Source organism: Halomonas sp. AOP27-A1-41 (assembly GCF_052378605.1).
GTDB classification, from domain to species: Bacteria; Pseudomonadota; Gammaproteobacteria; order Pseudomonadales; family Halomonadaceae; genus Vreelandella; species Vreelandella citrativorans.
Genome location: NZ_JBQSXT010000002.1, coordinates 74,246 through 96,670 on the forward strand (window position 1 = coordinate 74,246; position 22,425 = coordinate 96,670).

23 protein-coding genes are annotated in these 22,425 nt (G+C 55.4%); 5 read left to right on the forward strand and 18 right to left on the reverse strand.

Annotation, left to right across the window (positions count from 1 at the left end; all coding sequences use genetic code 11):
* From ACT3TC_RS02485 to ACT3TC_RS02510, 6 genes are all read right to left on the reverse strand, one after another.
* Entirely contained in the window at positions 1 to 819 is an 819-nt protein-coding gene (locus tag ACT3TC_RS02485; RefSeq protein ID WP_444638996.1) for a symmetrical bis(5'-nucleosyl)-tetraphosphatase, read from the reverse strand.
* A gap of 191 nt (positions 820 to 1,010) precedes the next feature.
* Positions 1,011 to 1,388, reverse strand: coding sequence for a Co2+/Mg2+ efflux protein ApaG (apaG, locus tag ACT3TC_RS02490; RefSeq protein ID WP_193057005.1), 378 nt, complete (start codon positions 1,386 to 1,388; stop codon positions 1,011 to 1,013).
* Positions 1,385 to 2,215 (reverse strand): 16S rRNA (adenine(1518)-N(6)/adenine(1519)-N(6))-dimethyltransferase RsmA, encoded by an 831-nt coding sequence (gene rsmA, locus ACT3TC_RS02495; RefSeq protein WP_193057004.1) that lies wholly within the window; start codon positions 2,213 to 2,215, stop codon positions 1,385 to 1,387. Before rsmA ends, apaG begins: the two co-directional genes overlap by 4 nt.
* Before the next feature lie 41 nt (positions 2,216 to 2,256).
* Positions 2,257 to 3,315, reverse strand: a complete 1,059-nt coding sequence (gene pdxA / locus ACT3TC_RS02500) for a 4-hydroxythreonine-4-phosphate dehydrogenase PdxA (protein WP_444638998.1) — start codon at positions 3,313 to 3,315, stop codon at positions 2,257 to 2,259.
* Positions 3,316 to 4,341, reverse strand: coding sequence for a peptidylprolyl isomerase (locus ACT3TC_RS02505; protein ID WP_172117507.1), 1,026 nt, complete (start codon positions 4,339 to 4,341; stop codon positions 3,316 to 3,318).
* 35 nt (positions 4,342 to 4,376) lie between these two features.
* Complete coding sequence (locus tag ACT3TC_RS02510; RefSeq protein ID WP_444639000.1) at positions 4,377 to 6,824, reverse strand: LPS-assembly protein LptD; 2,448 nt, start codon at positions 6,822 to 6,824, stop codon at positions 4,377 to 4,379.
* A gap of 70 nt (positions 6,825 to 6,894) precedes the next feature.
* Between ACT3TC_RS02510 and ACT3TC_RS02515 the strand changes: the two genes are divergently transcribed.
* The 4 genes from ACT3TC_RS02515 (at position 6,895) to speD (ending at position 10,112) form a co-directional block, all read left to right on the forward strand.
* Positions 6,895 to 7,905, forward strand: coding sequence for an aminoglycoside phosphotransferase family protein (locus tag ACT3TC_RS02515; protein ID WP_444639001.1), 1,011 nt, complete (start codon positions 6,895 to 6,897; stop codon positions 7,903 to 7,905).
* Positions 7,902 to 8,561 (forward strand): N-acetylmuramate alpha-1-phosphate uridylyltransferase MurU, encoded by a 660-nt coding sequence (gene murU / locus ACT3TC_RS02520; protein WP_444639002.1) that lies wholly within the window; start codon positions 7,902 to 7,904, stop codon positions 8,559 to 8,561. The genes ACT3TC_RS02515 and murU overlap by 4 nt, the downstream gene beginning before the upstream one ends.
* Before the next feature lie 107 nt (positions 8,562 to 8,668).
* Positions 8,669 to 9,088, forward strand: a complete 420-nt coding sequence (locus tag ACT3TC_RS02525) for an OsmC family protein (RefSeq protein WP_087112043.1) — start codon at positions 8,669 to 8,671, stop codon at positions 9,086 to 9,088.
* Between the two features lie 229 nt (positions 9,089 to 9,317).
* The gene (gene speD, locus ACT3TC_RS02530) at positions 9,318 to 10,112 is read left to right on the forward strand and encodes an adenosylmethionine decarboxylase (protein ID WP_172117503.1); all 795 of its coding nucleotides are present in this window, start codon (positions 9,318 to 9,320) and stop codon (positions 10,110 to 10,112) included.
* A gap of 88 nt (positions 10,113 to 10,200) precedes the next feature.
* Here the strand turns inward: speD and lpxL are convergent, their stop codons facing one another.
* From lpxL to ACT3TC_RS02590, 12 genes are all read right to left on the reverse strand, one after another.
* Positions 10,201 to 11,115 carry an LpxL/LpxP family Kdo(2)-lipid IV(A) lauroyl/palmitoleoyl acyltransferase gene (lpxL, locus tag ACT3TC_RS02535; protein WP_172117502.1) on the reverse strand — a complete coding sequence of 305 codons (915 nt, stop codon included), beginning with the start codon at positions 11,113 to 11,115 and terminating at the stop codon, positions 10,201 to 10,203.
* 9 nt (positions 11,116 to 11,124) lie between these two features.
* Positions 11,125 to 12,225, reverse strand: a complete 1,101-nt coding sequence (gene alr / locus ACT3TC_RS02540) for an alanine racemase (RefSeq protein ID WP_172117501.1) — start codon at positions 12,223 to 12,225, stop codon at positions 11,125 to 11,127.
* A 112-nt stretch (positions 12,226 to 12,337) separates the two neighbouring features.
* Positions 12,338 to 13,312: an RNA polymerase sigma factor RpoS gene (gene rpoS, locus ACT3TC_RS02545; RefSeq protein WP_087112035.1), complete on the reverse strand. Its 975-nt coding sequence runs from the start codon at positions 13,310 to 13,312 to the stop codon at positions 12,338 to 12,340.
* A 158-nt stretch (positions 13,313 to 13,470) separates the two neighbouring features.
* Entirely contained in the window at positions 13,471 to 14,535 is a 1,065-nt protein-coding gene (locus tag ACT3TC_RS02550; RefSeq protein ID WP_444639003.1) for a peptidoglycan DD-metalloendopeptidase family protein, read from the reverse strand.
* A 17-nt stretch (positions 14,536 to 14,552) separates the two neighbouring features.
* Entirely contained in the window at positions 14,553 to 15,512 is a 960-nt protein-coding gene (locus tag ACT3TC_RS02555) for a DUF368 domain-containing protein (protein ID WP_444639004.1), read from the reverse strand.
* On the reverse strand, positions 15,509 to 16,186 hold the full coding sequence (locus tag ACT3TC_RS02560; RefSeq protein ID WP_172117498.1) for a protein-L-isoaspartate(D-aspartate) O-methyltransferase: 678 nt from the start codon (positions 16,184 to 16,186) through the stop codon (positions 15,509 to 15,511). The genes ACT3TC_RS02555 and ACT3TC_RS02560 overlap by 4 nt, the downstream gene beginning before the upstream one ends.
* Entirely contained in the window at positions 16,173 to 16,919 is a 747-nt protein-coding gene (gene surE / locus ACT3TC_RS02565) for a 5'/3'-nucleotidase SurE (RefSeq protein WP_193054465.1), read from the reverse strand. The genes ACT3TC_RS02560 and surE overlap by 14 nt, the downstream gene beginning before the upstream one ends.
* Positions 16,920 to 16,955: 36 nt before the next feature.
* The gene (gene truD, locus ACT3TC_RS02570) at positions 16,956 to 17,996 is read right to left on the reverse strand and encodes a tRNA pseudouridine(13) synthase TruD (protein WP_444639006.1); all 1,041 of its coding nucleotides are present in this window, start codon (positions 17,994 to 17,996) and stop codon (positions 16,956 to 16,958) included.
* The gene (gene ispF / locus ACT3TC_RS02575) at positions 17,989 to 18,477 is read right to left on the reverse strand and encodes a 2-C-methyl-D-erythritol 2,4-cyclodiphosphate synthase (protein WP_193054463.1); all 489 of its coding nucleotides are present in this window, start codon (positions 18,475 to 18,477) and stop codon (positions 17,989 to 17,991) included. The genes truD and ispF overlap by 8 nt, the downstream gene beginning before the upstream one ends.
* The gene (gene ispD, locus ACT3TC_RS02580; protein ID WP_172117494.1) at positions 18,477 to 19,184 is read right to left on the reverse strand and encodes a 2-C-methyl-D-erythritol 4-phosphate cytidylyltransferase; all 708 of its coding nucleotides are present in this window, start codon (positions 19,182 to 19,184) and stop codon (positions 18,477 to 18,479) included. Before ispD ends, ispF begins: the two co-directional genes overlap by 1 nt.
* Before the next feature lie 34 nt (positions 19,185 to 19,218).
* The gene (gene ftsB / locus ACT3TC_RS02585) at positions 19,219 to 19,572 is read right to left on the reverse strand and encodes a cell division protein FtsB (RefSeq protein ID WP_444628463.1); all 354 of its coding nucleotides are present in this window, start codon (positions 19,570 to 19,572) and stop codon (positions 19,219 to 19,221) included.
* Between the two features lie 52 nt (positions 19,573 to 19,624).
* Positions 19,625 to 20,788 (reverse strand): GNAT family N-acetyltransferase, encoded by a 1,164-nt coding sequence (locus ACT3TC_RS02590; RefSeq protein ID WP_444639007.1) that lies wholly within the window; start codon positions 20,786 to 20,788, stop codon positions 19,625 to 19,627.
* A gap of 241 nt (positions 20,789 to 21,029) precedes the next feature.
* On the opposite strand from ACT3TC_RS02590, the gene ACT3TC_RS02595 reads away from it, so the two are divergent.
* Positions 21,030 to 22,385 carry an aldehyde dehydrogenase family protein gene (locus ACT3TC_RS02595; protein WP_444639009.1) on the forward strand — a complete coding sequence of 452 codons (1,356 nt, stop codon included), beginning with the start codon at positions 21,030 to 21,032 and terminating at the stop codon, positions 22,383 to 22,385.
* Positions 22,386 to 22,425: the final 40 nt, after the last annotated feature.

Genomic DNA, 22,425 nt, shown 5'->3' on the forward strand with positions numbered 1-22,425 from the left:
CTACCGCCCTCCTCGTTGCTGGCTGGGTACGCTCATTCGCTCACCGGTATCTATATTAAGCGCGGTTAACGTCCCCCCCCACACGCAGCCCGTATCCAACGCGTCTACCCGAACCCTGGCGCCCCGAGTCTTTCCTTCTAACGCGGCCCAGTGCCCAAACAGGAGATGTGGGTCGTCGTCACGGGCATACTGAAACCACGGCGCAAAGCCAGGCGGGGTGCTAGCGAGTCCCTCTTTAGCAGCAAACTCCAGCCGCCCTTGGCTGTCAATAAATCGCATACGTGCCATAGCGTTAACAATAAAGCGCAGCCGGTCCATTCCCTCCAGGTCCTCTCGCCAACAATCAGGCTGATTACCAAAAAGCTCGGTCAAGAAATGCCCTGACTGCTCGCTGGCAAGCGCTTGCTCGACCTCACGGCTATAAGCGACAGCCTGCTCTATGCGCCACTGAGGCAGCAAACCGGCATGCGTCATTAGAGTATTGCCTTGCTGCACTGCAAGCGGCTGGCACTGCAGCCAATCCAGCAGTTGCTCGCGATCTGGCGCATTAAGAATATCGTTGAGGGTGTCGTGCTTTTTTTGCCTGCCACCGCCACGCGCGACCACCAACAGATGAAAGTCGTGGTTGCCCAGCACACAGCGTACCGAGCCGCCCAGTGCGTGCGCTTCGCGTAAACACTCAAGGGAGCCTGGCCCACGGTTGATCACATCGCCCACCAGCCACAAAGTGTCGTGCGAGGGATTAAAGTTCAGGGCTTCAAGTAGCGTCATAAACTCGGCGTAGCAGCCATGCAAATCGCCAATCGCGTAGGTACTCATGCGCGGGCCTTATATAAACGAGGGCATTAAACATGCATATTAAAACGCGCACATTACACATGCTGCGCGGTGTACGATTGCGCTCTGAGCGCCTGTCCTGGCAAGAGCCCCATACCAAACCAGCACTGTCTGGCCGTCAGACTGAACTCAACAATGCTTTAATGCAGTATTCGCGATGGTGATCACTAACGTTAGTGCAACTGGCGCGGCACAGCCAAGCGAAAAGGCGCTACGGGCACTTCAAAGGCACGCTGGGTATAGGTGTTCAACAACGTATAGGCACCTTCCATCACGCCCACCGGTGTTTGCAAAATCGCCCGACTGGTATAGCGAAAGCGCTGACCGGGGCCGATCAATGGCTGCTGCCCGACCACGCCCTTGCCACGCACTTCCTGACTATCGCCGCTGCCCTGGGTGATTTTCCAGTAACGTGCCATCAGCTGTACGCTATGCGGGCTTTGATTATGTACCGTCACGGTATAGCTAAATACGTAGCGTGATTCCACGTCGCTGGATTCTTCGGCACAATATTCAGGCGTTACACTGACGTCGATGGCTAAACCACTCACCCGTTTTCACTCCCATCACTACCTGGCCTTTCATCAGCAGCCACACGGTTAGCAATGGTTACATACTCAGCAACCGTTAGCGTTTGCGGGCGGCGCGTGGGGTCAATACCCAGCGCTTCTAACGTTTCAGGGCTGACGCGTCCTTTAAAGTTATTACGTAAGGTTTTACGGCGTTGGCCAAAGGCTAGCTTTACCAGCTCAAACAGGAGTGCCGGGTCGTCGGCTACGTGCGGCAAACTTGCGTGCGGTGTGAGGCGCACAATGGCAGAGTCGACGTTAGGCCGGGGCACAAAGGCCTCGGGCGGTACGATAAACAGCTGGTCGACGTGGCAGTAGTACTGTGCCATTACAGAAAGCCGCCCCCAATCCGTACCGCCTGGCTGGGCAGCCAGCCGCTCAACGACCTCTTTTTGGAGCATGAAGTGCATGTCGGCAACCGCATTACCGGCCGTGAGCAGATGCACGATCAGAGGTGTTGAGATGTTATAGGGCAGATTGCCGACGACACGCAGGGCGGGGCCATCGCCTTTCAGCGCCGCGAAGTCAAACTTCAGCGCATCGCCTTCATGGATAATAAAGTCGGGGTAGTTGAAGAACTGCACGCGTAGGCCCGGAATCAAATCACGGTCCAGCTCAATCACCTCAAGCTTCCCTGCCGCCTCAAGCAGTGGCGCGGTCAGCGCGCCTTGGCCCGGCCCAATTTCAACAAGACGGTCGCCTTCCCGCGGCCCAATAGAGCGCACAATACGCGAGATGATACCCAGGTCACGTAGAAAGTTTTGACCGAAGCGTTTGCGAGCACGGTGCTGCTGGGGCACTTGAGACATCTAACAGAATTCCTTGGAGGTATTTTTCAATCGTGGAGGCGTTACGCCTGGCGGGCCGTTTGGGCGCGCTGTTCGGCAAGACGCCGCGCAAGCGATAGTGCAACGCGCAGGCTACCAGGGTCAGCCACGCCTTTACCCGCGAGGTCAAGCGCGGTGCCGTGGTCTACCGACGTACGCACTAGCGGCAAGCCCAGCGTGATATTAGCAGCTTGACCAAAGCCAGCATACTTAAGCACGGCCAAGCCCTGGTCATGGTACATCGCCAGCACGGTATCAACACCCGCCAAGTGGCGAGGCGTAAAGAGCGTATCGGCAGGAAAAGGGCCTTGAATATCCAGCCCCTGCGCACGCAGGGATTCAAGTGCGGGGATAATCGTCTCTTGCTCTTCATGGCCCAAATGGCCATCTTCGCCCGCGTGAGGATTTAGCCCGCATACGGCAATACGCGGCGAGGCAATGCCAAACTGATGCACTAGATCATCGGCCAACAAGCGGCTAATCCGGGTTACCCGCGCGACGGTAATCGCATCGGCGACCTGGCGCAGCGGCAAGTGTGTGGTGACCAATGCAACGCGAAGATCACCACTGCCTTGCCAGTCCGCTGCGTTGGCGTGTAACGCGGCATCGGTTGCCAGCATCATCACGACCTCGTCAACACCGCAGGCATCACGCAACCACTCTGTATGCCCTGTGAATCCTGGGTAGCCACCTTCAATGATGACGCCTTTATGCAGCGGTGCGGTGACAATGGCGGCCGCCTGGCCTGCCTGACAGGCCGCCACGGCCAGCTCAAGCGTGGCAAGCACATACCCTGCATTGGCCGGGTTAAGCACGCCAGGCGTTGCGGGCTCATTCAACGCTACGGGCCAAACGGGTAACTGCCCCGCGCAGGCGGCCACTTCCTGGCCTGGGCTTGTTTCCACCAGCGCCACATCAAGCCCTAGCGCAGCGGCCCGCTGGCGCAACATATCAACATCACCAATGGCGACGGCCTGCGCCGGCAGATGGCCCTGCGCGGCCAGCATAAGCACTAGCTCAGGCCCAATACCCGCAGGCTCTCCCGTGGTGATCAGCAGCGGAAGGTCAGCGATTTGGCTCATTTAAAGGCGAACATCCACAAAGGCTTCCGCGCGAATTTCCTGCTGCCAGACTTGCAGCTCTTCATTGGCGCGGCGCTGGAAAATGGCCTGACGCACTTGCTCCTGGCGGCTCTCATTGGTCACGTTCTGACGACGACGCTCTTCAACTTCAATTACGTGGTAGCCGAACTGTGAGCGCACTGGCTCGGAGATTTGGTTAACGTTCAGCGTCTGCAATGCTTCCTCAAACGCCGGTACGGTTTGGCCAGGACGCACCCAACCCAGCTCGCCACCGTTAAGCGCACTGCCGCTGTCGTCACTAAACTCACGTGCTACGGAGGCAAAGTCAGCGCCTTGCTGTAAACGCTGACGCACCTCCTGGGCCCGGGCACGCGCCTGCTCTTCACTGCGCGTTGGCGTTAGCTCAACCAATACGTGACGTGCGCGGATCTCTTCGACAAACGCCTGATCGCTATTTTGATTGCCCTGTTGATCAAGCACGCGCTGAACATCACGGTCGCTGACCGATACGCGCTGACCAACCTGGCGCTGCTGCACTTGGCGCATCAACATTTCACGCCGAATGTCTTCACGCACCTCAGCAAGCGTCATGCCATCGGCTTCTACCGCGTTTGCGAACTGATCCAACGTCATGTTGTTGGATTCAGCAATCGTACGCAGCTGACGGTTCAGCTCGGTATCATCGATGCTTAGATTGCTGCGATTTGCCAGCTGTAACTGGATTTCATCCAGTATCATCCGTTCAAGCACTTGCGCCTGAAGCGCAGAGCCTGGCGGAAGCGAGCCTCCCTGAGCTTGCGCTTGCTGCTCTATCTGAGCAACACGATCGTCGAGTTCACTGCGCATAATAACGCCATCGTTAACCACGGCAACGATGCTATCGATCGGCTGGCGCTGGGTGGACTCAAAATTCTGCGCTTGCGTGACCAGTGGAGCGGCAAGCGTGCCTGCGCCCATGCACAGCGCGATAACGCTCGCGGCCGACATCGTTTTTGCATGAGCTAGCAGCATATTTCTGGTTTTCATAAAAAGTCTCTTTCAGTCGCCATTCAAGAACGTCGTTACAAGGGAGTAGGACGGTAACCAGGAATGGTCCGTTCAAAATAGCTGTCAGCCTCTTGGCCAACGCCGCCCAAGCCACGGAATACAAAGCGTAAAAATAGCCCGCGATCGTTGAAGTCATCTGCAACACGCGCAGTGTCGTTATCATCCACCCACTCGCGCCAAACAAGCTGCACGCCGTAGCAGCAGTCGTTCCATTGTACCCCTGCCAGTTTTTCAAGCGCACGATCATTGGTTTGGTCGTGAAGATACCGGCCTATCAGATCCACCCTTGGGCTGGTTTTCCAGGCAAATGACACGTCCCACTCTTCGCGGTTGTAATCACGAAAGCCATCATCGCCTGGTAACGTATCAGGGTCGAAGCCTTCGATCTCCCAACGGTAACCCAGGTTCACTACATGGCCTTCAGGGTGCCGATAACGCAGGTCAAAGCGAGTGCGTTCCGTCTTTTCACGGTGATCATCGTAAAGCCATTCGTAGCCGGTACTCCAGCGATCATTGATCTGCCAGTCCAGCCGGGTTACCAGAGGCGAACGATCACGCGTGGCCTGATAGTAACGCTGCGGGTTAACGTAAGGGTCTTCTTCTGGCCGCGCTGGCAGGGTATCCGGGTCTCCGTCACTATCAATACGGCGGTCCGAAAAATAGAGACTTTGCCCGATACCGAATGTTAGACGATCACGGCCACTGTCATCTTCGATAAAGCGCGTCTGCACACCCACTGACACACGGTTAAGATCGCCGACCCGATCCCCGCCGGAGAAGCGGTGGGGCGACCACAGTTGGTCCCACGAGAAAGCCCGCTCACGACTATCGAAATCGGGTAGCTGGGTCTGGTTCTTGCGGGGCACATAGGCATAGTTAAACCGCGGCTCCAGCGTTTGCCGATAGCCGCGATTTCCAAGCTCCAATTCACGCTCAAATACCAGGCCGCCATCCACCGACGTCACCGGCACAGTTCGACTTGGTGAGGTATTGCGCTCCGTTTCACGGTCACCGTAGTCCAACTCGTAGGCGGTATACCAAAGCTCAGCCCGTGGTTCGATATATCCCCAGGGCTTTTCTTCGCGCCAGCCGACGGCCGGCGTTAAGTGTAGACGCGTGCCGGTTGCCGCCTCGCGTTCCGGCACCAGCCGCTCATCCACGTCACGCCAAAAATAGGTCGCGTTGGAGCGCCATTCGCTGAAGAAGCCACTGCCTAGCTGCCAATTGGAATTCGCGGTCAGGCTGGGCAAGCGGTAGAACGGCTTATCGGAGTCGCTAAGCGGGTCTTCAAGGCGCTGAAAGCCTTGCGCCCTGGCATCGAGATACCACTGGTCACCCTGATAATCTATCTGGGCAAGCCGCTCAAGGCTTACGCGGTCACTCCCTCCAAACTCATCACCGAAGTCGTCGAAATAGCGGCCGTCACTGGAAGCGCCATAGCGCAACCGATAATTGCTGCGGCTGTTGACTCGGCCCGCATGGCGCGCATCGATATACCAACGGGTTTCGCCAGCAAAGCGGTCACTACCACTGTTACCTCCGTCGTCCCTACTTAAGTAGCCCCCCTCAATGGTTCCCTCGCTTTCCGAAAACAGGTAGCGGTATTCACCGTTGAGCAGCAACCCACGGTCACTCATCCAACGCGGCGTAATGGTGGCGTCGTGATTAGGGGCGATATTCCAGTAAAACGGCTGTGCGTAATTAAATCCATCTGACGAAAACCCGATAGCCGGGGACAACAGCCCCGTGTGACGCTTATCGTCGATAGGGAAGCGCAACCACGGCCAATAAAAAACAGGCACGTCTTTTACTTTTAAGCGGGCATTCGTCGCGGTACCAAACCCCGACTCCTGATTTAGGCGTATATCACTGCTCACCAGCTCCCAGGTATTGGCGCCAGGCTCACAGGTCGTAAAGGTGGCATCTCGCAAGCGATACTGAGACTCGCCTGTTTGCTCAAGCTGACTTGCCTGGCCACGCAAGCGCTCTTCATACAGCACATAGTGGCTGTTACGCACACTCGCGCGGTCTTCATTGAGCATTAGGGTGGCGCTGTCGCCACGCACCAACGCTTGGCCATCACGCAAAGCGAGATTCCCCTCAGCATCCACCTGCTCACGGTTTGCGGGTAAATAAATGCGTTCGGCTTCTAATTCCGAATTACCACGTCGCAATACCACATCGCCTCGCAGCAATGCCTCGCCATCGGCGGCGTAATCTACGTCCTGGGTTTCAACTGACAGCGTTTCCGGGTTCTGCTCTACAGGCAACCGGTAGCTGGGCATCACGTATCGGCCACGGCACAACTGTTGTGACGCTTCATCTCCTTCCCAGGCCTGCCAGTCAAGCGCTTGTGCGGGCAGCGCTTGATTCTGAGCCACCACCGAGAACGAGGCGCTAGCGAGCAAACTGCCCATCAGCGTATGCGCAACCGGTATGATGCGCGAAAATCGCTTGCCCATGTTCGTTATCCTTGGCATCCAGAATAGGTATTATACAGCCCGCATGATGCCCGACCAGCAAGGAGCTTGCATGTCCTCTTTACGGATTGATGCCCTCACCCGATGGGCCGCAGAACAAAATAGCCTAAATCCGGCGTTGATTACCCTCTCACCAGCGGGCGGCGACGCCAGCTTTCGGGGTTATTTTCGTCTAACACTACCTAATGGCGATACCCAAATAGTCATGGATGCACCGCCTGCTCAAGAGGATTCAGCCCCTTTTGTTACCATTGGCCACCGCTGGTACGCGGCGGGCTTACCCGTTCCCAAAATTTATGCCGCGAATTTAGACGACGGTTTTTTACTGCTGGACGATTTAGGCAGTACCCCCATGCAGGACCGGTTTACCGATAGTGCCGCGGTGATTCAGTATCATGAAAAAGCTCTGGGCTTGATTGCCGAGCTGCAAAACAGGGCCAGCCCAACCGCACTTCCCGACTATGATGCTGCGCTATTGGCTCGTGAACTCGACCTGTTCCCTGAGTGGTGCATGGATAAGTGGCTGAGGCTACCTTGCCCATCAAGCTGGGAGGCACTGCGCACAGACCTTATTCACCGGGCGCTTCAACAACCGACGGTTAGCGTTCACCGTGATTTTGATGCCATGAACATCATGATCAACCATGACCGCTTATATATGATCGACTTTCAGGACGCCGTGGCAGGGCCGATTAGCTACGACGTTATTTCCTTGCTGCGAGGCCGCTATTGGCGCTTTAGTGCGGCCCAATTCGCCGAGCTGGCCACCCTGTTCTATCGCCAGGCCCGCAGCGATGGGCGCCTGTCCAGTGTACTAACAGAGGCCGACTTTATTACCCAGTGCCACGCCATGGCCGCTCAGCGTTCGTTAAAAGTGTTGGGGATTTTTTGTCGGTTAACGCTACGTGACCACAAACAGGGCTACCTGGCACGCTTACCCCACTTCCTGGATCACCTTGAAGATAGCCTGAATGGCCTGCCCGAACACGTCGCCTTTGCCAACTGGGTAAGGCTCACGCTGCGCCCAGCCATTCTGCAACGCCTGGCGGAAGAGCGTCCATGAAAGCGATGATATTAGCGGCCGGATTAGGCAAGCGAATGCGCCCGTTAACCGACCACTGCCCCAAGCCCCTGCTCCCGGTCGCAGGGAAGCCGCTGATCGTTCATCACCTGGAGCGGCTTCAGCGGGCAGGTATTGAAGACGTCATTATTAATGTCAGCTATCGCGCCGAGCAAATCATTCAAGCGATAGGCGATGGCCGGGCCTACGGTGTCAATATTCAGTGGAGCCATGAGGCCACGCCGCTTGAAACGGGCGGAGGCATTCAAAAGGCGCTACCGCTGCTGGGCGAGGAACCCTTTCTGCTGGTCAATGGTGATGTGTGGTGTGACTACCTGCCCGTCAACACTCAGCTAAAAAGTGGCGATCTGGCGCACCTAATACTGGTGAATAACCCTGACCATCATCCTGAAGGCGACTTTTCCCTGGATAAGGGGCGCGTTCTTAATCAAGGTGCACAGCGTTATACCTATGCCGGTGTCAGCATTATTCATCCCAGGCTGTTGGCTGGCCAGCCCACCGAGGCGTTTGCGCTCGCGCCACTATTAAAAAATGCGATGCATGAACAGCAGGTGTCAGGGGAACACTTCGCAGGACACTGGGTTGATGTAGGAACACCCGAACGCCTTGTCGCCCTGGAGCACTTTTTAAGCCAGTAAATCCCCCGTTATAAGAAGGCCCAGAGTGGGGATTCAAACAGTGCGCCCAGGCAAAGAAATGTTATGCTGCGCGACTTACCTGTCGTCGCCAAGATAAGGAGAGCCACGTGAAAGCAAGGGTAAAATGGACGGATGGCCGTCAATTTATCGCCGAGTCAGGCAGTGGGCACAGCGTTGTGATCGATGGCCCACCCGACCACGGCGGCCGCAATACCGGGCCTCGCCCCATGGAAATGCTGCTGATGGGCATGGGCAGTTGCACGGCGTTTGATATCCTGAATATTCTCGATAAAGCCCGTGCCGATGTGACCGACTGTGTTGCCGAACTGGATGCTGAGCGCGCCGATGAGGTGCCTGCCGTATTCACCAAAATTCATGTTCACTTCGTGGTCACAGGCCGAGCGCTAAAAGAGAAGCAAGTTGCACGTGCCGTAGAGCTTTCCGCCGAAAAGTACTGCAGTGCATCCATTATGCTTGTCAAAGGCGGTGTTGAAATTACGCACTCCTTTGAAATTGTAGAGGCTTGAGGCAGAGCGACGACGCTCGCTCCTTCGGCCTACGATGCAGCACAGCGAAAAAAAATGCCCTGCCTGGATGCATCCCCTGCCCCGGCCGGGCATAATACGCCTCCTTGTATTCCCCCTGACTGCCCTGCAAGTGCTTTTAGAACATGCGCACCACGTATGGCATTAGGTTTTTCTCGGTTCCGGCGCTGGCTCGTCGGGGTGTCTTCATCAGCCATAGGGAGGTTCGGACATGACAGATAGTCTCCGACTCCACGGGTTCAATAACCTGACCAGCTCGCTGAGCTTTAATATTTACGACATCTGCTATGCCAAGACCGAAGAGCAACGTACCGCTTATATCGACTATATCGATGAGCTGTACAACGCCGAACGGCTGACGCAAATTTTGAAGGATGTCACCAATATTATCGGTGCGCATGTGTTGAATATTGCCCGTCAAGATTATGAACCTCACGGGGCAAGCGTCACCATTCTCATTGCTGAACATGAGCTTGATGAAGCCAACCCTGAAAACACAGAACCAGGCCCTGGCCCGCTGCCTGAAACCGTGGTTGCCCATCTGGATAAGAGCCATGTCACCGTACATAGCTACCCGGAATCGCATCCTGACAACGGCATCAGCACCTTCCGCCTGGATATCGACGTATCAACGTGTGGGCATATCAGCCCGCTGAAAGCGCTGAACTATCTGATTCACAGCTTTGATTCTGATATCGTCACCATGGATTACCGTGTGCGCGGCTTCACCCGGGACGTCGACGGTAAAAAGCTGTTCATCGATCACGAGATCGCCTCGATCCAGGATTACCTGGCGGAAGATACCAAGCAGGCGTATCAGATGATGGACGTGAACGTGTATCAGGACAACATGTTCCATACCAAGATGCTGCTGAAAGACTTCGAGCTCGACAATTACCTGTTCGGCAAGTCGCGTCGCGACATTACGTTTGAAGAAGCCCGCGATATCGAAAGCCGCCTGCGCAAAGAGATGCTGGAAATCTTCTACTCACGTAACCTGGATTAATGCCTGAGTAGCTAACAACAGCCACAAAGAAGCCGGCATCGCGCCGGCTTCTTTGTATCTAAAAAAACCGTATCTAAAAGAATCGTATCTAATAGAAACCTTCATCCCCTTCAGGACGCGTTTTGAAGCGCCGATGCAGCCACAGGTACTGCTCGGGGTGCTTGCGAATGGCACGCTCAATAAACTGATTAACCCGCGTTGCGTCGTTAACTTCATCGTTACTGGGAAAGTTTTCAAACGCAGGTAGGCACTCAATCGTATAGGTGCGGTTATCCGGGTTGCGATGAAACATCAGCGGCACCACCGGCGCGCCCGTCATACGAGCGATTTTAGACGTTAGCCGAATGGTGGCCGCCTGCTGACCAAACAAGGGGGCAAATACACTGACATCCGGCCCAAAGTCCTGGTCGGGTGAATACCAGACAATATGCCCTGCCTTGATACGTCGCACCACGCCGCGCAGATCGTGTCGATCAATCGCCTGGCCGAAAATACGTGAACGAGCACGCGTCATAAAGCGCTCGAAAAGCGGGTTATTATGCGGGCGATATACGACATCCGCCGGAAAGAACAGCGAATGCAGCGCGCCACCCAAATCAAGCGTTGAGAAGTGGATCCCGACGACCAATACTCCTTTGCCTTGGGCCTTGGCATTCGCCAAATGCTCCTGGCCATGGTACGCCACTCGATGACGAAATCCTTCTGCCTCCCGACACCAGCCAGTCGCGGTTTCCACCAGGCCAATACCGTTAGCAATAAAGGTATCTTTCACCAACTTTCGTTGTTCATCGGCACTCTTTTCCGGGAAGCAAAGCGCCAGGTTGGTGGCCGTAATGTCCCGCCGCCGTTTGGCAAATCGCCATGCCAATAGCCCGATGACCTTGCCTACCCAAAGCTTAATACTCCAAGGTAACCAAGCCGCGATATACATCGCACCGATGGCAAGCCAGGTTCCCCAGTAGCGTGGGTGAGCAAACGACGCTGGATACTCTTTTTTCGACATACGTACCACCTACACTGAAGACTCTTGATAACGTCTGGGTACGCGTGGCAACACCCCGGTAAGCAGGGTATAGCTGATCGTATCGCAGTAGCGTGCAACCTCATCGACGGCTAGCACTGCCCCATTGCTGGCCGTTCCCCAGAGCACCACCTCGCTGCCAATGGCAGCATCTTGTATATCGGTCACATCAACGGTCAACATATCCATCGACACTTTGCCGGCGATAGCACAGCGCTGCCCATTGACCAGTACCGGCGTACCATCCACCGCATGGCGGTCATAACCATCGCCGTAACCCGCGGCCACCACCGCAATACGTGACCGGCGCGGGGCGCGCCAGCGCCCTCCGTAGCCGACGGGTTCACCTTCGTTAATCTCGCGCAAACCGATAATTTCCGAACGCAGACTCATGACCGGACGTAATTGCTGCGTGGTTGGGGTGGCCACTTCCAATGGGTCACTGCCATAGAGCATGATGCCTGGTCGGTTCCAGTCACCATGGGCGTCAGGCCAGGCAAGCGTCGCCGGTGAATTAGCTAAACACAAAGGCGCATCAAGCGCCTTGGCCAAGGCCTTTAAACTCAACAGCTGCTGATTAAAATAGTGGCCGTCGCTGGCATCAGCGGTCGCAAAATGGCTCATTAAATGCAGCGCCGTGACCTGTGGTGCATTGGCCAGGTGCTGCCAGACCGCTTCCGCCTCCGTGAGGCCAAACCCCAGCCGATGCATACCCGAATCGACTTTTAACCAAACGGGAATGGGTTGGCTTGGCGAAAATGCTAGCAGCGCGTCTACCTGCCATGCGCTATGAATGGTGGTCCACAGTGCGTAGCGCTCCACCAGCGGTAACTCATCAGCGCTAAAGATACCTTCTAACAGCACAATAGGTTTGCTGATGCCGCTGTTACGTAGCGCAATCGCTTCTTCGATACACGCCACCGCAAACGCCGGGACGTGACTTTCAAGCGCGTGAGCACACGCTACAGCGCCGTGACCATAGGCATCCGCTTTGATAACCGCCACCGAGCGGCTTTGTGGCGCGCAGCGGCACGCCAACTGATAGTTGTGACGCAGAGCATCCAAATCGATATGGGCCGCTAGCGGGCGCATTGCGTATCTCGCTTATACATAATAAGTCATCAAAAATAGCCCCTCTAACAACAACGCACCGAGTATAAACTCGGTGCGTTGAGGCCGTGCCTACGTAGCCACGCTGTCTTGGCTAGCTTTCGAAAATCGCCTCTAGCGACAGGCCTTGCTTTTCAAGCGTACGGCGTAGCTTCTTTAATGCCTCGACTTGAATCTGTCGTACACGCTCGCGTGTCAGGCCAATTTCAGCGCCGACCTCTTCCAGGGTGGCCGCCTCATGACCGCGCAAACCAAAACGACGCACGACCACTTCACGCTGTTTATCACTTAGCTCATCAAGCCAAAGATCCACGTGTTCACGCACATCACCATCTACCAGGCAACCTTCTGGGCCTTGAACATCATCATCGGCCAAGGTATCAATCAGCGGTTTATCACTCTCTCCACCCATGGGGTAGTCTACCGAGGAGACACGCTCATTGAGGCCAAGCATTTTCTTGACCGTATCAACCGGTTTGTCGAGATGCTCAGCAATCTCTTCAGCGGTCGCTTCATGGTCAAGTTTTTGTGTCAGCTCACGCGCGGCACGCAGATAAATATTAAGCTCTTTCACCACATGTATCGGCAGACGAATGGTGCGCGTTTGGTTCATTAGCGCGCGTTCAATGGTCTGTCGAATCCACCATGTTGCATAGGTTGAAAAGCGAAACCCACGCTCAGGGTCAAACTTTTCAACGGCACGAATAAGCCCTAAATTACCCTCTTCAATGAGATCCAGCAGCGTCAGCCCACGGTTTAGATAGCGCCGGGCAATTTTAACCACCAACCGCAGGTTAGACTCGATCATTCGAGAACGACCAAGCGGATCCCCCTTTCGCGCCAGGCGGCCATAATAGACCTCTTCTTCTGGCGTTAAGAGCGGCGAAAATCCTATTTCATTGAGGTAAATTTGCGTCGCATCCAGGCTTTGAGTCGATTGCCGGTCCTCACGTCCTAGTGCTTTCTCAAAAGCTTCCTCTTCCGCTGCGACATCATCGTCAGCGTTTTCCAACGCTTCTTCGGCAGCATCCAGGTCAACCTCCTGTAGATCCTTCTCCAGCATACTCATGGCCTTACCCCCGTAGTATCGCCTGCCCGCCTTTTAATATTTAAAGGTAACCACGCTTACGTGTGCGTTACTGGTGTTATTATTTTTATGTGGGCCAGCTCGTAAGGGGCTGGCTCAACAAAACCTTGCCGCTACTCGCTTATCGGGTACTCCACTGATTAGCGTGCAGGTAAAAACTCCATAGGATCCTGAGGCTGACCATCACGGCGCACCTCAAAGTGCAGCCTAACGCTTTCTGCATCACTGTTTCCCATGGTGGCGATCACTTCGCCTGCTTCAACCACGTCATTTTCACTAACGTTTAAGCTGTCATTATGCGCATAGGCACTTAGGAACTGATCGTTGTGTTTAAGAAGAATAAGATTACCGTACCCACGTACGCCACTCCCCGCATAAACGACAATACCCGGGCCTGCGGCTTTGACAGGTTGCCCCTTTTGTCCGGCGATATCAATCCCGGCGGTAATCGAATCACCTTCGCCGAAGCTACCCGCGACTTGCCCATCTGTCGGCCATTGCCAGTTGATCGTCTCTGCGGGCGTGAACGTACGTGATGAGCGATCCGAACGTTCCTCTGGAGCAGCCACAGGTGTTTCGGATTGAGCAACCACCTGTTCCTCAGGCTCCGATGCTGGGACCGTTTCTGGCTCAGGCTCAGGCTCGGGCTCAGGCCTTGGCTCGGTAGCAGGCACCTCGGGTTGAGAGGGAGACTCTTGCGGCGCACTGTTAGTTGACGCTACCTGCTGAGCACTTTCAACCGCTTGTTGTTCAGGGCGCTCAGCGTTTAAACGCTGAGCGCGTTCAATCGCCGATTCATCAGGCAGTAGCCAATCAAGTTCCTGGTCGTTACTGGCTACTGCTGTCGCCTGCGGGTTGAGCCCGGTTGCGACGACGCCGCGCGATTCATTCGGCGTGTTTTGCGCCTGATTTGCGGGCTGGGAATTATTTCCAGCCCCTGCCCCTTCACGTAATGCAATCATCTGTCCGGGATGGATTTGGTAGGGCGCGTCAATATTGTTGATGGTGGCTAGCTGGCGGTAATCCAGATCATGCTGCCAAGCGATGCCATACAGGGTATCACCTGGTTTGACGGTATATTGAGGCGAGTTTTCCACCACGCGACTCGCTTCACTCAAGTCACGTACTTGCGGGGTATTGTGCTGCTGATTGGCACACCCGCTAATTGCCAACACCAAGGCTGACATCATGAAGACTTTACGCATGCAAACCCTACTCCTTTTCAGCGCTGGGCCGTATTAGTTGAATCTAACGTGGTCGACTTCCCTGCCCGACGGTTCAATAGCATGACCAGCAATATACCAACGGCCATCAGCAGCACCACGCCGATAATCTGCGCGGAAGCGCCGGTCAACACCGCATAATCACTGGGCAGTAAATAACGATACTCCAAGGGTATCATTTGCCCGCTTGGGCCAACCTGATAACGCAACAGCTCGCGCCATGGCCACAGAACCGGCAACGAGCCAATAATAAACCCTAAAAGCAATTGCATCGTAAAGCCATGATGACGTCTTAACAGCCAGGATAATAGCCGCGAAAACAGCGCAAGGCCTATCACACACCCCATACCAAACAGCATAATAATAGTGATGTCGAAACTGCGAATAGCCCCCATTATCGTGCCGTAGAGCCCCATCGTGAGCAACAAAAAACTACCCGACACGCCTGGCAACAACATGGCGCTAATCGCAATACATCCCGCCACCATCACAATCGTGGCTTCATTACCGAGCAATAGCACCAAGGGCATTAAGCTCGGCAGCATTCTGGCTAACAGTAAACCGGCCAACAACGGAAATAAATACCAAAATTTCCAACGGTCTCCCGCTTGGGCGACCACCATTCCAGAGGCGGCGACCAGCCCGAAAAAGAAGCCATCAAGCAGCAGGGGGTGCGCTTCCATCAGCCATAGCGCCAAGTGCGCCACGCTGACCAGGCTGATGCCGATACCAGCCAGCAAAGGAATCAAGAAGGCCAGGTTCAAGTGCTTAACGAGGGCACGCCACCCATCACGCTGCCAAACCACCAGCGCGCCAGGACCAAACTGCTTAATGGTATTGATCAGCTCTTCATAAATGCCGGTAACAAAGGCAATCGTGCCCCCGGAAACTCCGGGTATGGCATCTGCGGCCCCCATCCCGGCACCTTTAAAAAAAATCCCCAAGGATTTACGCTTCAATCCACTACTCCTTGCAATAAAGGTACAAAACGCACGGGCTCAAGCCGCCGCTTCTCAAAAGCATTCCCACTGCGCTTTATCTGGGTAAGCCATTGGCTGCCATCAGGCGCTTCCAACGGCGCAATCAACACCCCATCACGACTTAGCTGCTCGAGCAATATCTCAGGCAGTGTCTGCGCACAAGCCGTCAATAAAATAACATCGAACGGTGCCGCCGTTGACCAACCCTCGCCGCCATCGGCAACGGTTAGCGTTACCTCTGCGCCCAAGCGCCAAAGGCGATCACTCGCTCTCTCATGCAAGGCGTAAATACGCTCAATGGAGTAAAGCTCCTTCACTAAGCGCGACAAAATCAGCGTTTGATACCCGGAACCGGTACCCACTTCCAACACACGGCGTGGCTCGGCTTTCACAACCAGTTCTGTCATTCGCGCCACGGTAAGCGGCTGTGATAACGTCTGCCCAAAGCCGATAGGCAGCGCCGTATCTTCATAGGCACGATGCGCCAAAGCCTCGTCAACAAACAGATGCCTGGGCTCGCCAGCCATCACATCAAGCACATCCGGATGTCGAATCCCCTGTTCGATCAACCGATCAATCATGCGATCCCGGGTACGCTGAGAGGTCATTCCCCGCCCGCGCCGCTCAATGGGCGAAATATCAGGCAAAGGCATCCAACCAATCCTGTACGTCACGGCACGCAGGGTGGCGCGTCAAGTCGGTTTGCAGCGGCGTAATCGATACATACCCTGCCTCGATCGCTGCAAAATCGGTATCTTCACCGTCATCCGCATTGGCAGCAACCGGTGCAATCCAGTAGCGCGTCCGCCCACGTGGGTCTTTGATCGCAAGCGGTTTTTCAGCCGGGCCACGATATCCAAGCCGGGTTACCTTAACGCCTTTGATGGCTTCCCACGGCACATCTGGAACGTTAACGTTGAGCAGCGTTCTGGGCGGCAAGGAGAGTTGATCGGCGGCGCCAATCAGGCTGGAGGCCACTTTCGCCGCGGTGTCAAAGTAACGATCACCGCATAGCGACATGGCAATCGCGATCATGCCCAGGTTGCGTCCTTCCATGGCCGCGGCCACCGTGCCTGAATAGAGCACGTCATCGCCTAAATTGCCACCGTGGTTAATCCCTGAAATAACCAGGTCAGGCCGCTCATCCCACACGCCATTTACGCCCAAGTAAACGCAGTCAGCGGGCGTACCATCCACGCTATAGAAACCATTTTCCAGCGCGGTTAATGAGAGCGGGCGCGATAATGTCAGCGAGTTACTTGCCCCGCTACGGTCACGGTCCGGGGCAACGACACGCAGCTTGGCATGAGCTTCCAGCGCATCATGTAGCGCTTTCAGCCCTGGGGCGTAAACACCGTCGTCGTTAGAGAGCAGCAGTCGCCGCATTGATGCCTCCTTGTTGATCAAGCGTAATCTGGCGGCTTATGCCATATCCGGGTGATGAATGAGTTCACCGATAACGGCGGTAGCAAAACTGCCTCGGGGTAGCGCAAACGAGAGTAGCACGGCATCAGATTCCCAAGTGAGCTGGGGCGCCGTTAATCGCATACGCAGTGCCCTATGGGAGCGTTTCACACCGCTTGCCTCCAAACCTTTACACAACTCAGGATGCTGACGGGCCAGCTGCGCCTCGTAGCGCCCTGCGTCATCAACGGCGTTTTCACCAATGCCCCAAAGCGCCGCGGTTGGATGCACGTCCAGCTCAGCGGCACGCGTTATCAACGACTCATCCACCGCGTCGACGCCGAATACGCTTTGGGTGCCGTCAAGCATCACGGTATCGCCTGGGATAGGCTGATGCCAGTTGCCGTCCGCCAAGCGAGCGCTTAGCAGCTCATTAAATAGAAAGCTTCGCGCAGTAGAGAGCAGCATTCCTTGACGGTCGTCACGTTTGCGCCACCCCCGTGCGAGTAGTGCCTCGGCACGCTGTAAATTACGCGCCTCAGGGCCGAACCGCTGAGGGCCAAAATAGTTGGGCGCCCCGAACTGGCAAAGCGCCTGCCAGCGATGAACGAAATCATCCGCTGTGATCGCGTCGCCACTCAATCGTAACGTAAACGCGTTGGTGCGATGAACGCCACGTTTTAGTTTGCGTGGATGACGCACGCTTTCAAGCACCGTGATGCCTAATCCACCCAGTGCTGATATCAAGTCAGCAGGCGCGTCACGCCCTGGCAAGTGAATGCTTAACCATTGGCGCGTCACGGCTATTCGGTCCTTCATGCCTGAATAGCCAATATCTCGCGGGGTCACACCGCATAATCGGCTGACACTTTTCACCACATCCAGCGTGGTCTGATTGCGTTTTTCAATCCGCAGCCAAAGATGCTCACCATGCGATTCGGGCGTGAAGTCCAGCTGTTCGTCAACCAAAAAATCCTCAGGTTGGGCCCGATAATGCCCCGGCTTGGGCGGCCCAAACGCAGCATCCAAAGAGCGTGCCCACTGAGGCAGCTTACTCATTCAACGCCTCAGGCCGGCCAAGTAAAACCACCGTTTCAGCAGCAATGCCTTCACCGCGCCCGGTAAACCCTAGCCGTTCCGTCGTGGTAGCCTTAACGTTTACCTGGCCCAAGGAGACATTCAGGGTATCAGCAATGGTTTGACGCATTGTCGCAATATGCGGCGCCATTTTGGGCGCTTGAGCCATCAGGGTCGCGTCCAGGTTTACAACTTCATAACCTTCCGCCCGAACCAGGCTCACCACATGGCGCAGCAGCATACGGCTATCAGCGCCTTTCCATTCGGGGTCGGTATCGGGAAAGTGATGACCAATATCACCGAGCGCGCAGGCACCTAACAGCGCATCGCTGACCGCATGAAGCAGCACATCGCCATCGGAGTGTGCGACAAAGCCCTGTGAAAACGGCAGCTTAACGCCACCAATCATTAAGTGGTCGCCGGGGCCGAACCGATGAACATCAAAGCCATGACCAATTCGCATTAAGCCTCCTGAGTAAACGTATCTGATTGTGCTGACAAAATGGCGGCGGCGAGGGCAAGGTCATCCGGGTGCGTCACTTTTAAATTATCGCGCCGCCCGCTAACCAGTTGTGGCTGCCTACCCAGCGCCTCGACCGCTGACGCCTCATCGGTCACCATGCGTTTTTGATGCCGGGCACTCTCAAGTGCCTGACGCAATAGCCCGTAATGAAACCCCTGAGGTGTCAGCGCATGCCAAAGCCCTTCACGGGGTTCTGTACAGGTACTTTGTTGTTCGGCGTTGGCCCGTTTCATGGTATCTGCCACCGGCATCGCTAATAGCGCCCCGCCGGTGTGATGAGTCACCGCCTGATACAGGGCATGCAGGTCGTCCGTGGTAATGCACGGGCGAGCCACATCGTGCACCATCACAATATCGTCATCCTGTGCGGGTATGGCATGTAGCGCATTGAGTACGCTATCCATGCGCTCGATGCCGCCCGTTACGCGCTGCCAGGCCGCAAAAGGCACCCATTCAGCCTGAAACCACTGATCATCGCTGTCCAGGCAGAGCACTAACGACGCCTTGGGAAACGCCTCGTAAAGTCGCGCCAGAGTGTGCACCAGTATCGGGCGCTCACCTAACATCAGGTACTGTTTGGGTTTATCAGCTCCCATGCGACGCCCTTGCCCGGCGGCAGGCACGATCAGCCAAAGCGTTTTTTTCAAAGCCGCTTACCTGACATATTCACTGTTTGTTTACTCACTGTGCCGATTGCTCACGGTCTAGTCGTGGTTGGACCACCAGGCCTGCGTTAATACCTATCAACTCAGTCGTTATGGCGACACCCGGCACCCAGAAAAACTGTTCATCGCTACGCACCATGCCCATATCACTTCGGGCCCGCTCTTCAATAGCGTCCAGCCCGGTTTTAAGATCGGTGACCTCGGCCGCTAAGCGTGCGTTTCGCTCGCGCATGGGCAAGTTGGCCTCTTCCTGTGCAGCAACGCGCTGCTCGACTATTTGCAGGTCACGCCAGCCGCCATTACCTAACCAAAGCGTGTACTGGAGCAAACCCAGCACGACAAGTAACGCTACCACAACCCATTTGTGCATCACCGATCTCCCAAGGCAGTAACGGCGCGCATTATGCCACTATGCAGAACCATCAGCGAGCCGCAGGCACTTTAAAAGGCAGCGCTTGAAAAGCCGCCTCACGATACGCGCTCACTTGGGCGCCCTCCGCCTGGCAAAATTGGGCAATACCCGCCGCCAAGCCAGAATGGCTCATATAGTGCAGCGAACGAACGCGTTGAGGGGCGAAACCGCGTACTAACTTATGTTCGCCCTGGGTACCAGGATCAAAGCGCGTCAGCCCATTCTGCAAGCAGTACTCAATGCCTTGGTAATAGCAGGCTTCAAAATGCAGACAATCGGCCTCCACTTCACTTCCCCAGTAGCGGCCATACAGCGTGTGCTCACCACGAAAATAGAGCGCCGACGCGACTGGCTGGCCATTCAACTGCGCCTGCACCAGCATCAATGCTTCGGGCATGGTCTGGCGTAACTGTTCAAAGAAGGCATGATTTAAATAGGGCGAACGACCGCGCTCCAGATACGTCATTGAATAACAGCGATAGAAGTGCGTCATTGTTTCCAGGGTGATCTCCTGGCCCTCCAGGCGCACCACATTTAGCCCCTGTTCGGCCACCAAGCGCCGTTCACGCTTGATCATTTTGCGCCGTTTGGATGTCAGGCTTGCCAGGAAACCATCAAAGTCGCCAAAACCTGCGTCTTGCCACTGAAATTGAAGCCCTTCGCGGACGGTTAATTGGGGAAACTGCGCCTGCCAGGCCGTCACGTCATGCTCATCGGCAAACAATAAATGCCAGCTGGAGAGCGCCTCCTGGTGACAAAGCGTCTGCCAGGCTGACGCTAACAGAGCACGGATAGCCTCAGCATTTAGATGGCTAGCAAGTAGCGTGCGCACCCCCGGAACGGGAGTAAACGGGATAGCGCTGAGCGCTTTAGGGTAATAGGTGCCACCGGCTCTCTCGAACGCTTCCGCCCACCCCCAATCAAACACATACTCACCGTAAGAGTGATGTTTACGGTACATGGGCAGTGCGCCTACCAATTGGCCTGCACGACAAACGCAGGCATGGCAGGGCTCCCATCCTGTCTCACGACTCACCGAGCCACTCGCCTCCAGCGCATGCAAAAATGCATGGCGCAGAAAAGGCTGATCGTGGCCGACCAAGGCATCCCACTGGTTTGCCTCAATATCTTCCATGGCGGATAGAGTAGAGAGTTCTAACGAGCACGCAGACATGATATCTCCCAAGAGCAAAGCGTTGGCGCCCTGTTATCCTGTCTTACTTTATCATTAACGCAGCGTTACCTTTACTATCGACTTAGCTATCGTCTTAACTATCGTCTTAACTATCGTCTTAACTATCGTCTTAACTACAGTCTTAACTACCGTCTTAGCCTTACGACACGAGCATTAACGTAGCGCTTACAAGCCACTATTGCGCCCCAAGACACCCAGGTACGGAAGATAAGGAGCGGTTATGCAGCACGATTTTACAGGTATCTTTAATGCCCAACGACACGCTGTTGATCAAACGCCTTTTCCAACGCTAAGTGTTCGTCGCGCACGATTGGCACGTTTAGCGCAAATGACCAAGCGCCATCAGCATGAGATTGTGCGGGCTATTCAAACGGACTTTGGCCAGCGTAGCGACACAGAAATCCATTTGGCGGAAATTAGTGCCGTGCTACAGGCCATACGTTATGCGCGCCGTCACCTCTGGCGCTGGATGCGCCCCTGGCGCGTCGGTGTGCCTTGGCGCCTGTTACCGGCACAAGCACGCATAGCCCCGCAGCCATTGGGCATCGTTGGGGTTATTTCCCCCTGGAATTACCCGTGGAGTCTTGCGCTACTGCCCGTTATTGACGCCTTTGCCGCCGGTAATGTTGTCATGCTAAAGCCCAGTGAGCTAACACCTCACACCAGCACCTTGCTCGCTCGCTTGGCTTGCCAATATTTTACCCAGGATGAACTCGTCGTCATTCAAGGAGATGCATCGACGGCTCAGGCATTTAGCAAGCTTCCCTTTGATCACCTGGTGTTTACCGGTTCGACCAGCATTGGACGTCACGTGGCTAGTGCTGCGGCAGCCAACCTTACGCCAGTGACCCTGGAGCTAGGCGGTAAATCCCCCGCACTGGTGGCAGGTGATGCCGATATAGATAAAGCGGCCACGGCCATTATATTCGGCAAGGGACTTAACGGTGGACAAACGTGTTTGGCACCCGATTACGTTCTTGTAGAAAGCCGTCATCTTGAGTCCCTGGTTAGCGCACTAAGCCGTGCTATTGTCCAGCAGCGCCCTGATAGCAGAGAGGCAACCAGCCCGATCAATGATGCCCATCGCGCACGCGTAGAGGGCCTGCTGACAGAAGCCCGTAACCACGGCTGCCGAGTCATTGATCACGGCAACCATGCCCCTGCGCTGGCTATCGACCCCACCCAAACACTTTCTGTGATGCACGAAGAGATTTTTGGCCGCGCGCTCCCCGTTATCGGTGTTAAAAATATGGAGGCGGCGATTGGGTTTGTGAATGCACGTCCGCACGCTCTAGTGGTATATGCGTTTACTAATGATAAAACGCTTCAAACGCGGTTACTGCAACAGACTCGTTCAGGTGCGCTTGTCTTTAATGAAACACTGCTCCATCACGCGGTCCCCACCTTACCGTTTGGCGGCATCGGTGAAAGTGGCATGGGGGCTTATCATGGGCGCCACGGTTTTGAGCGCTTTAGCCATTTACGTGGTGTGTTTTATCAAACGAAACACGCTACCAGCAGAATTTTACAGCCGCCCTACCGGCGCTGGCTTATGAAACTGCTTCGTTTACGTTAAAGCTTATTCATTAGGGGCTATTGGCGTTTCATTGCAGAGA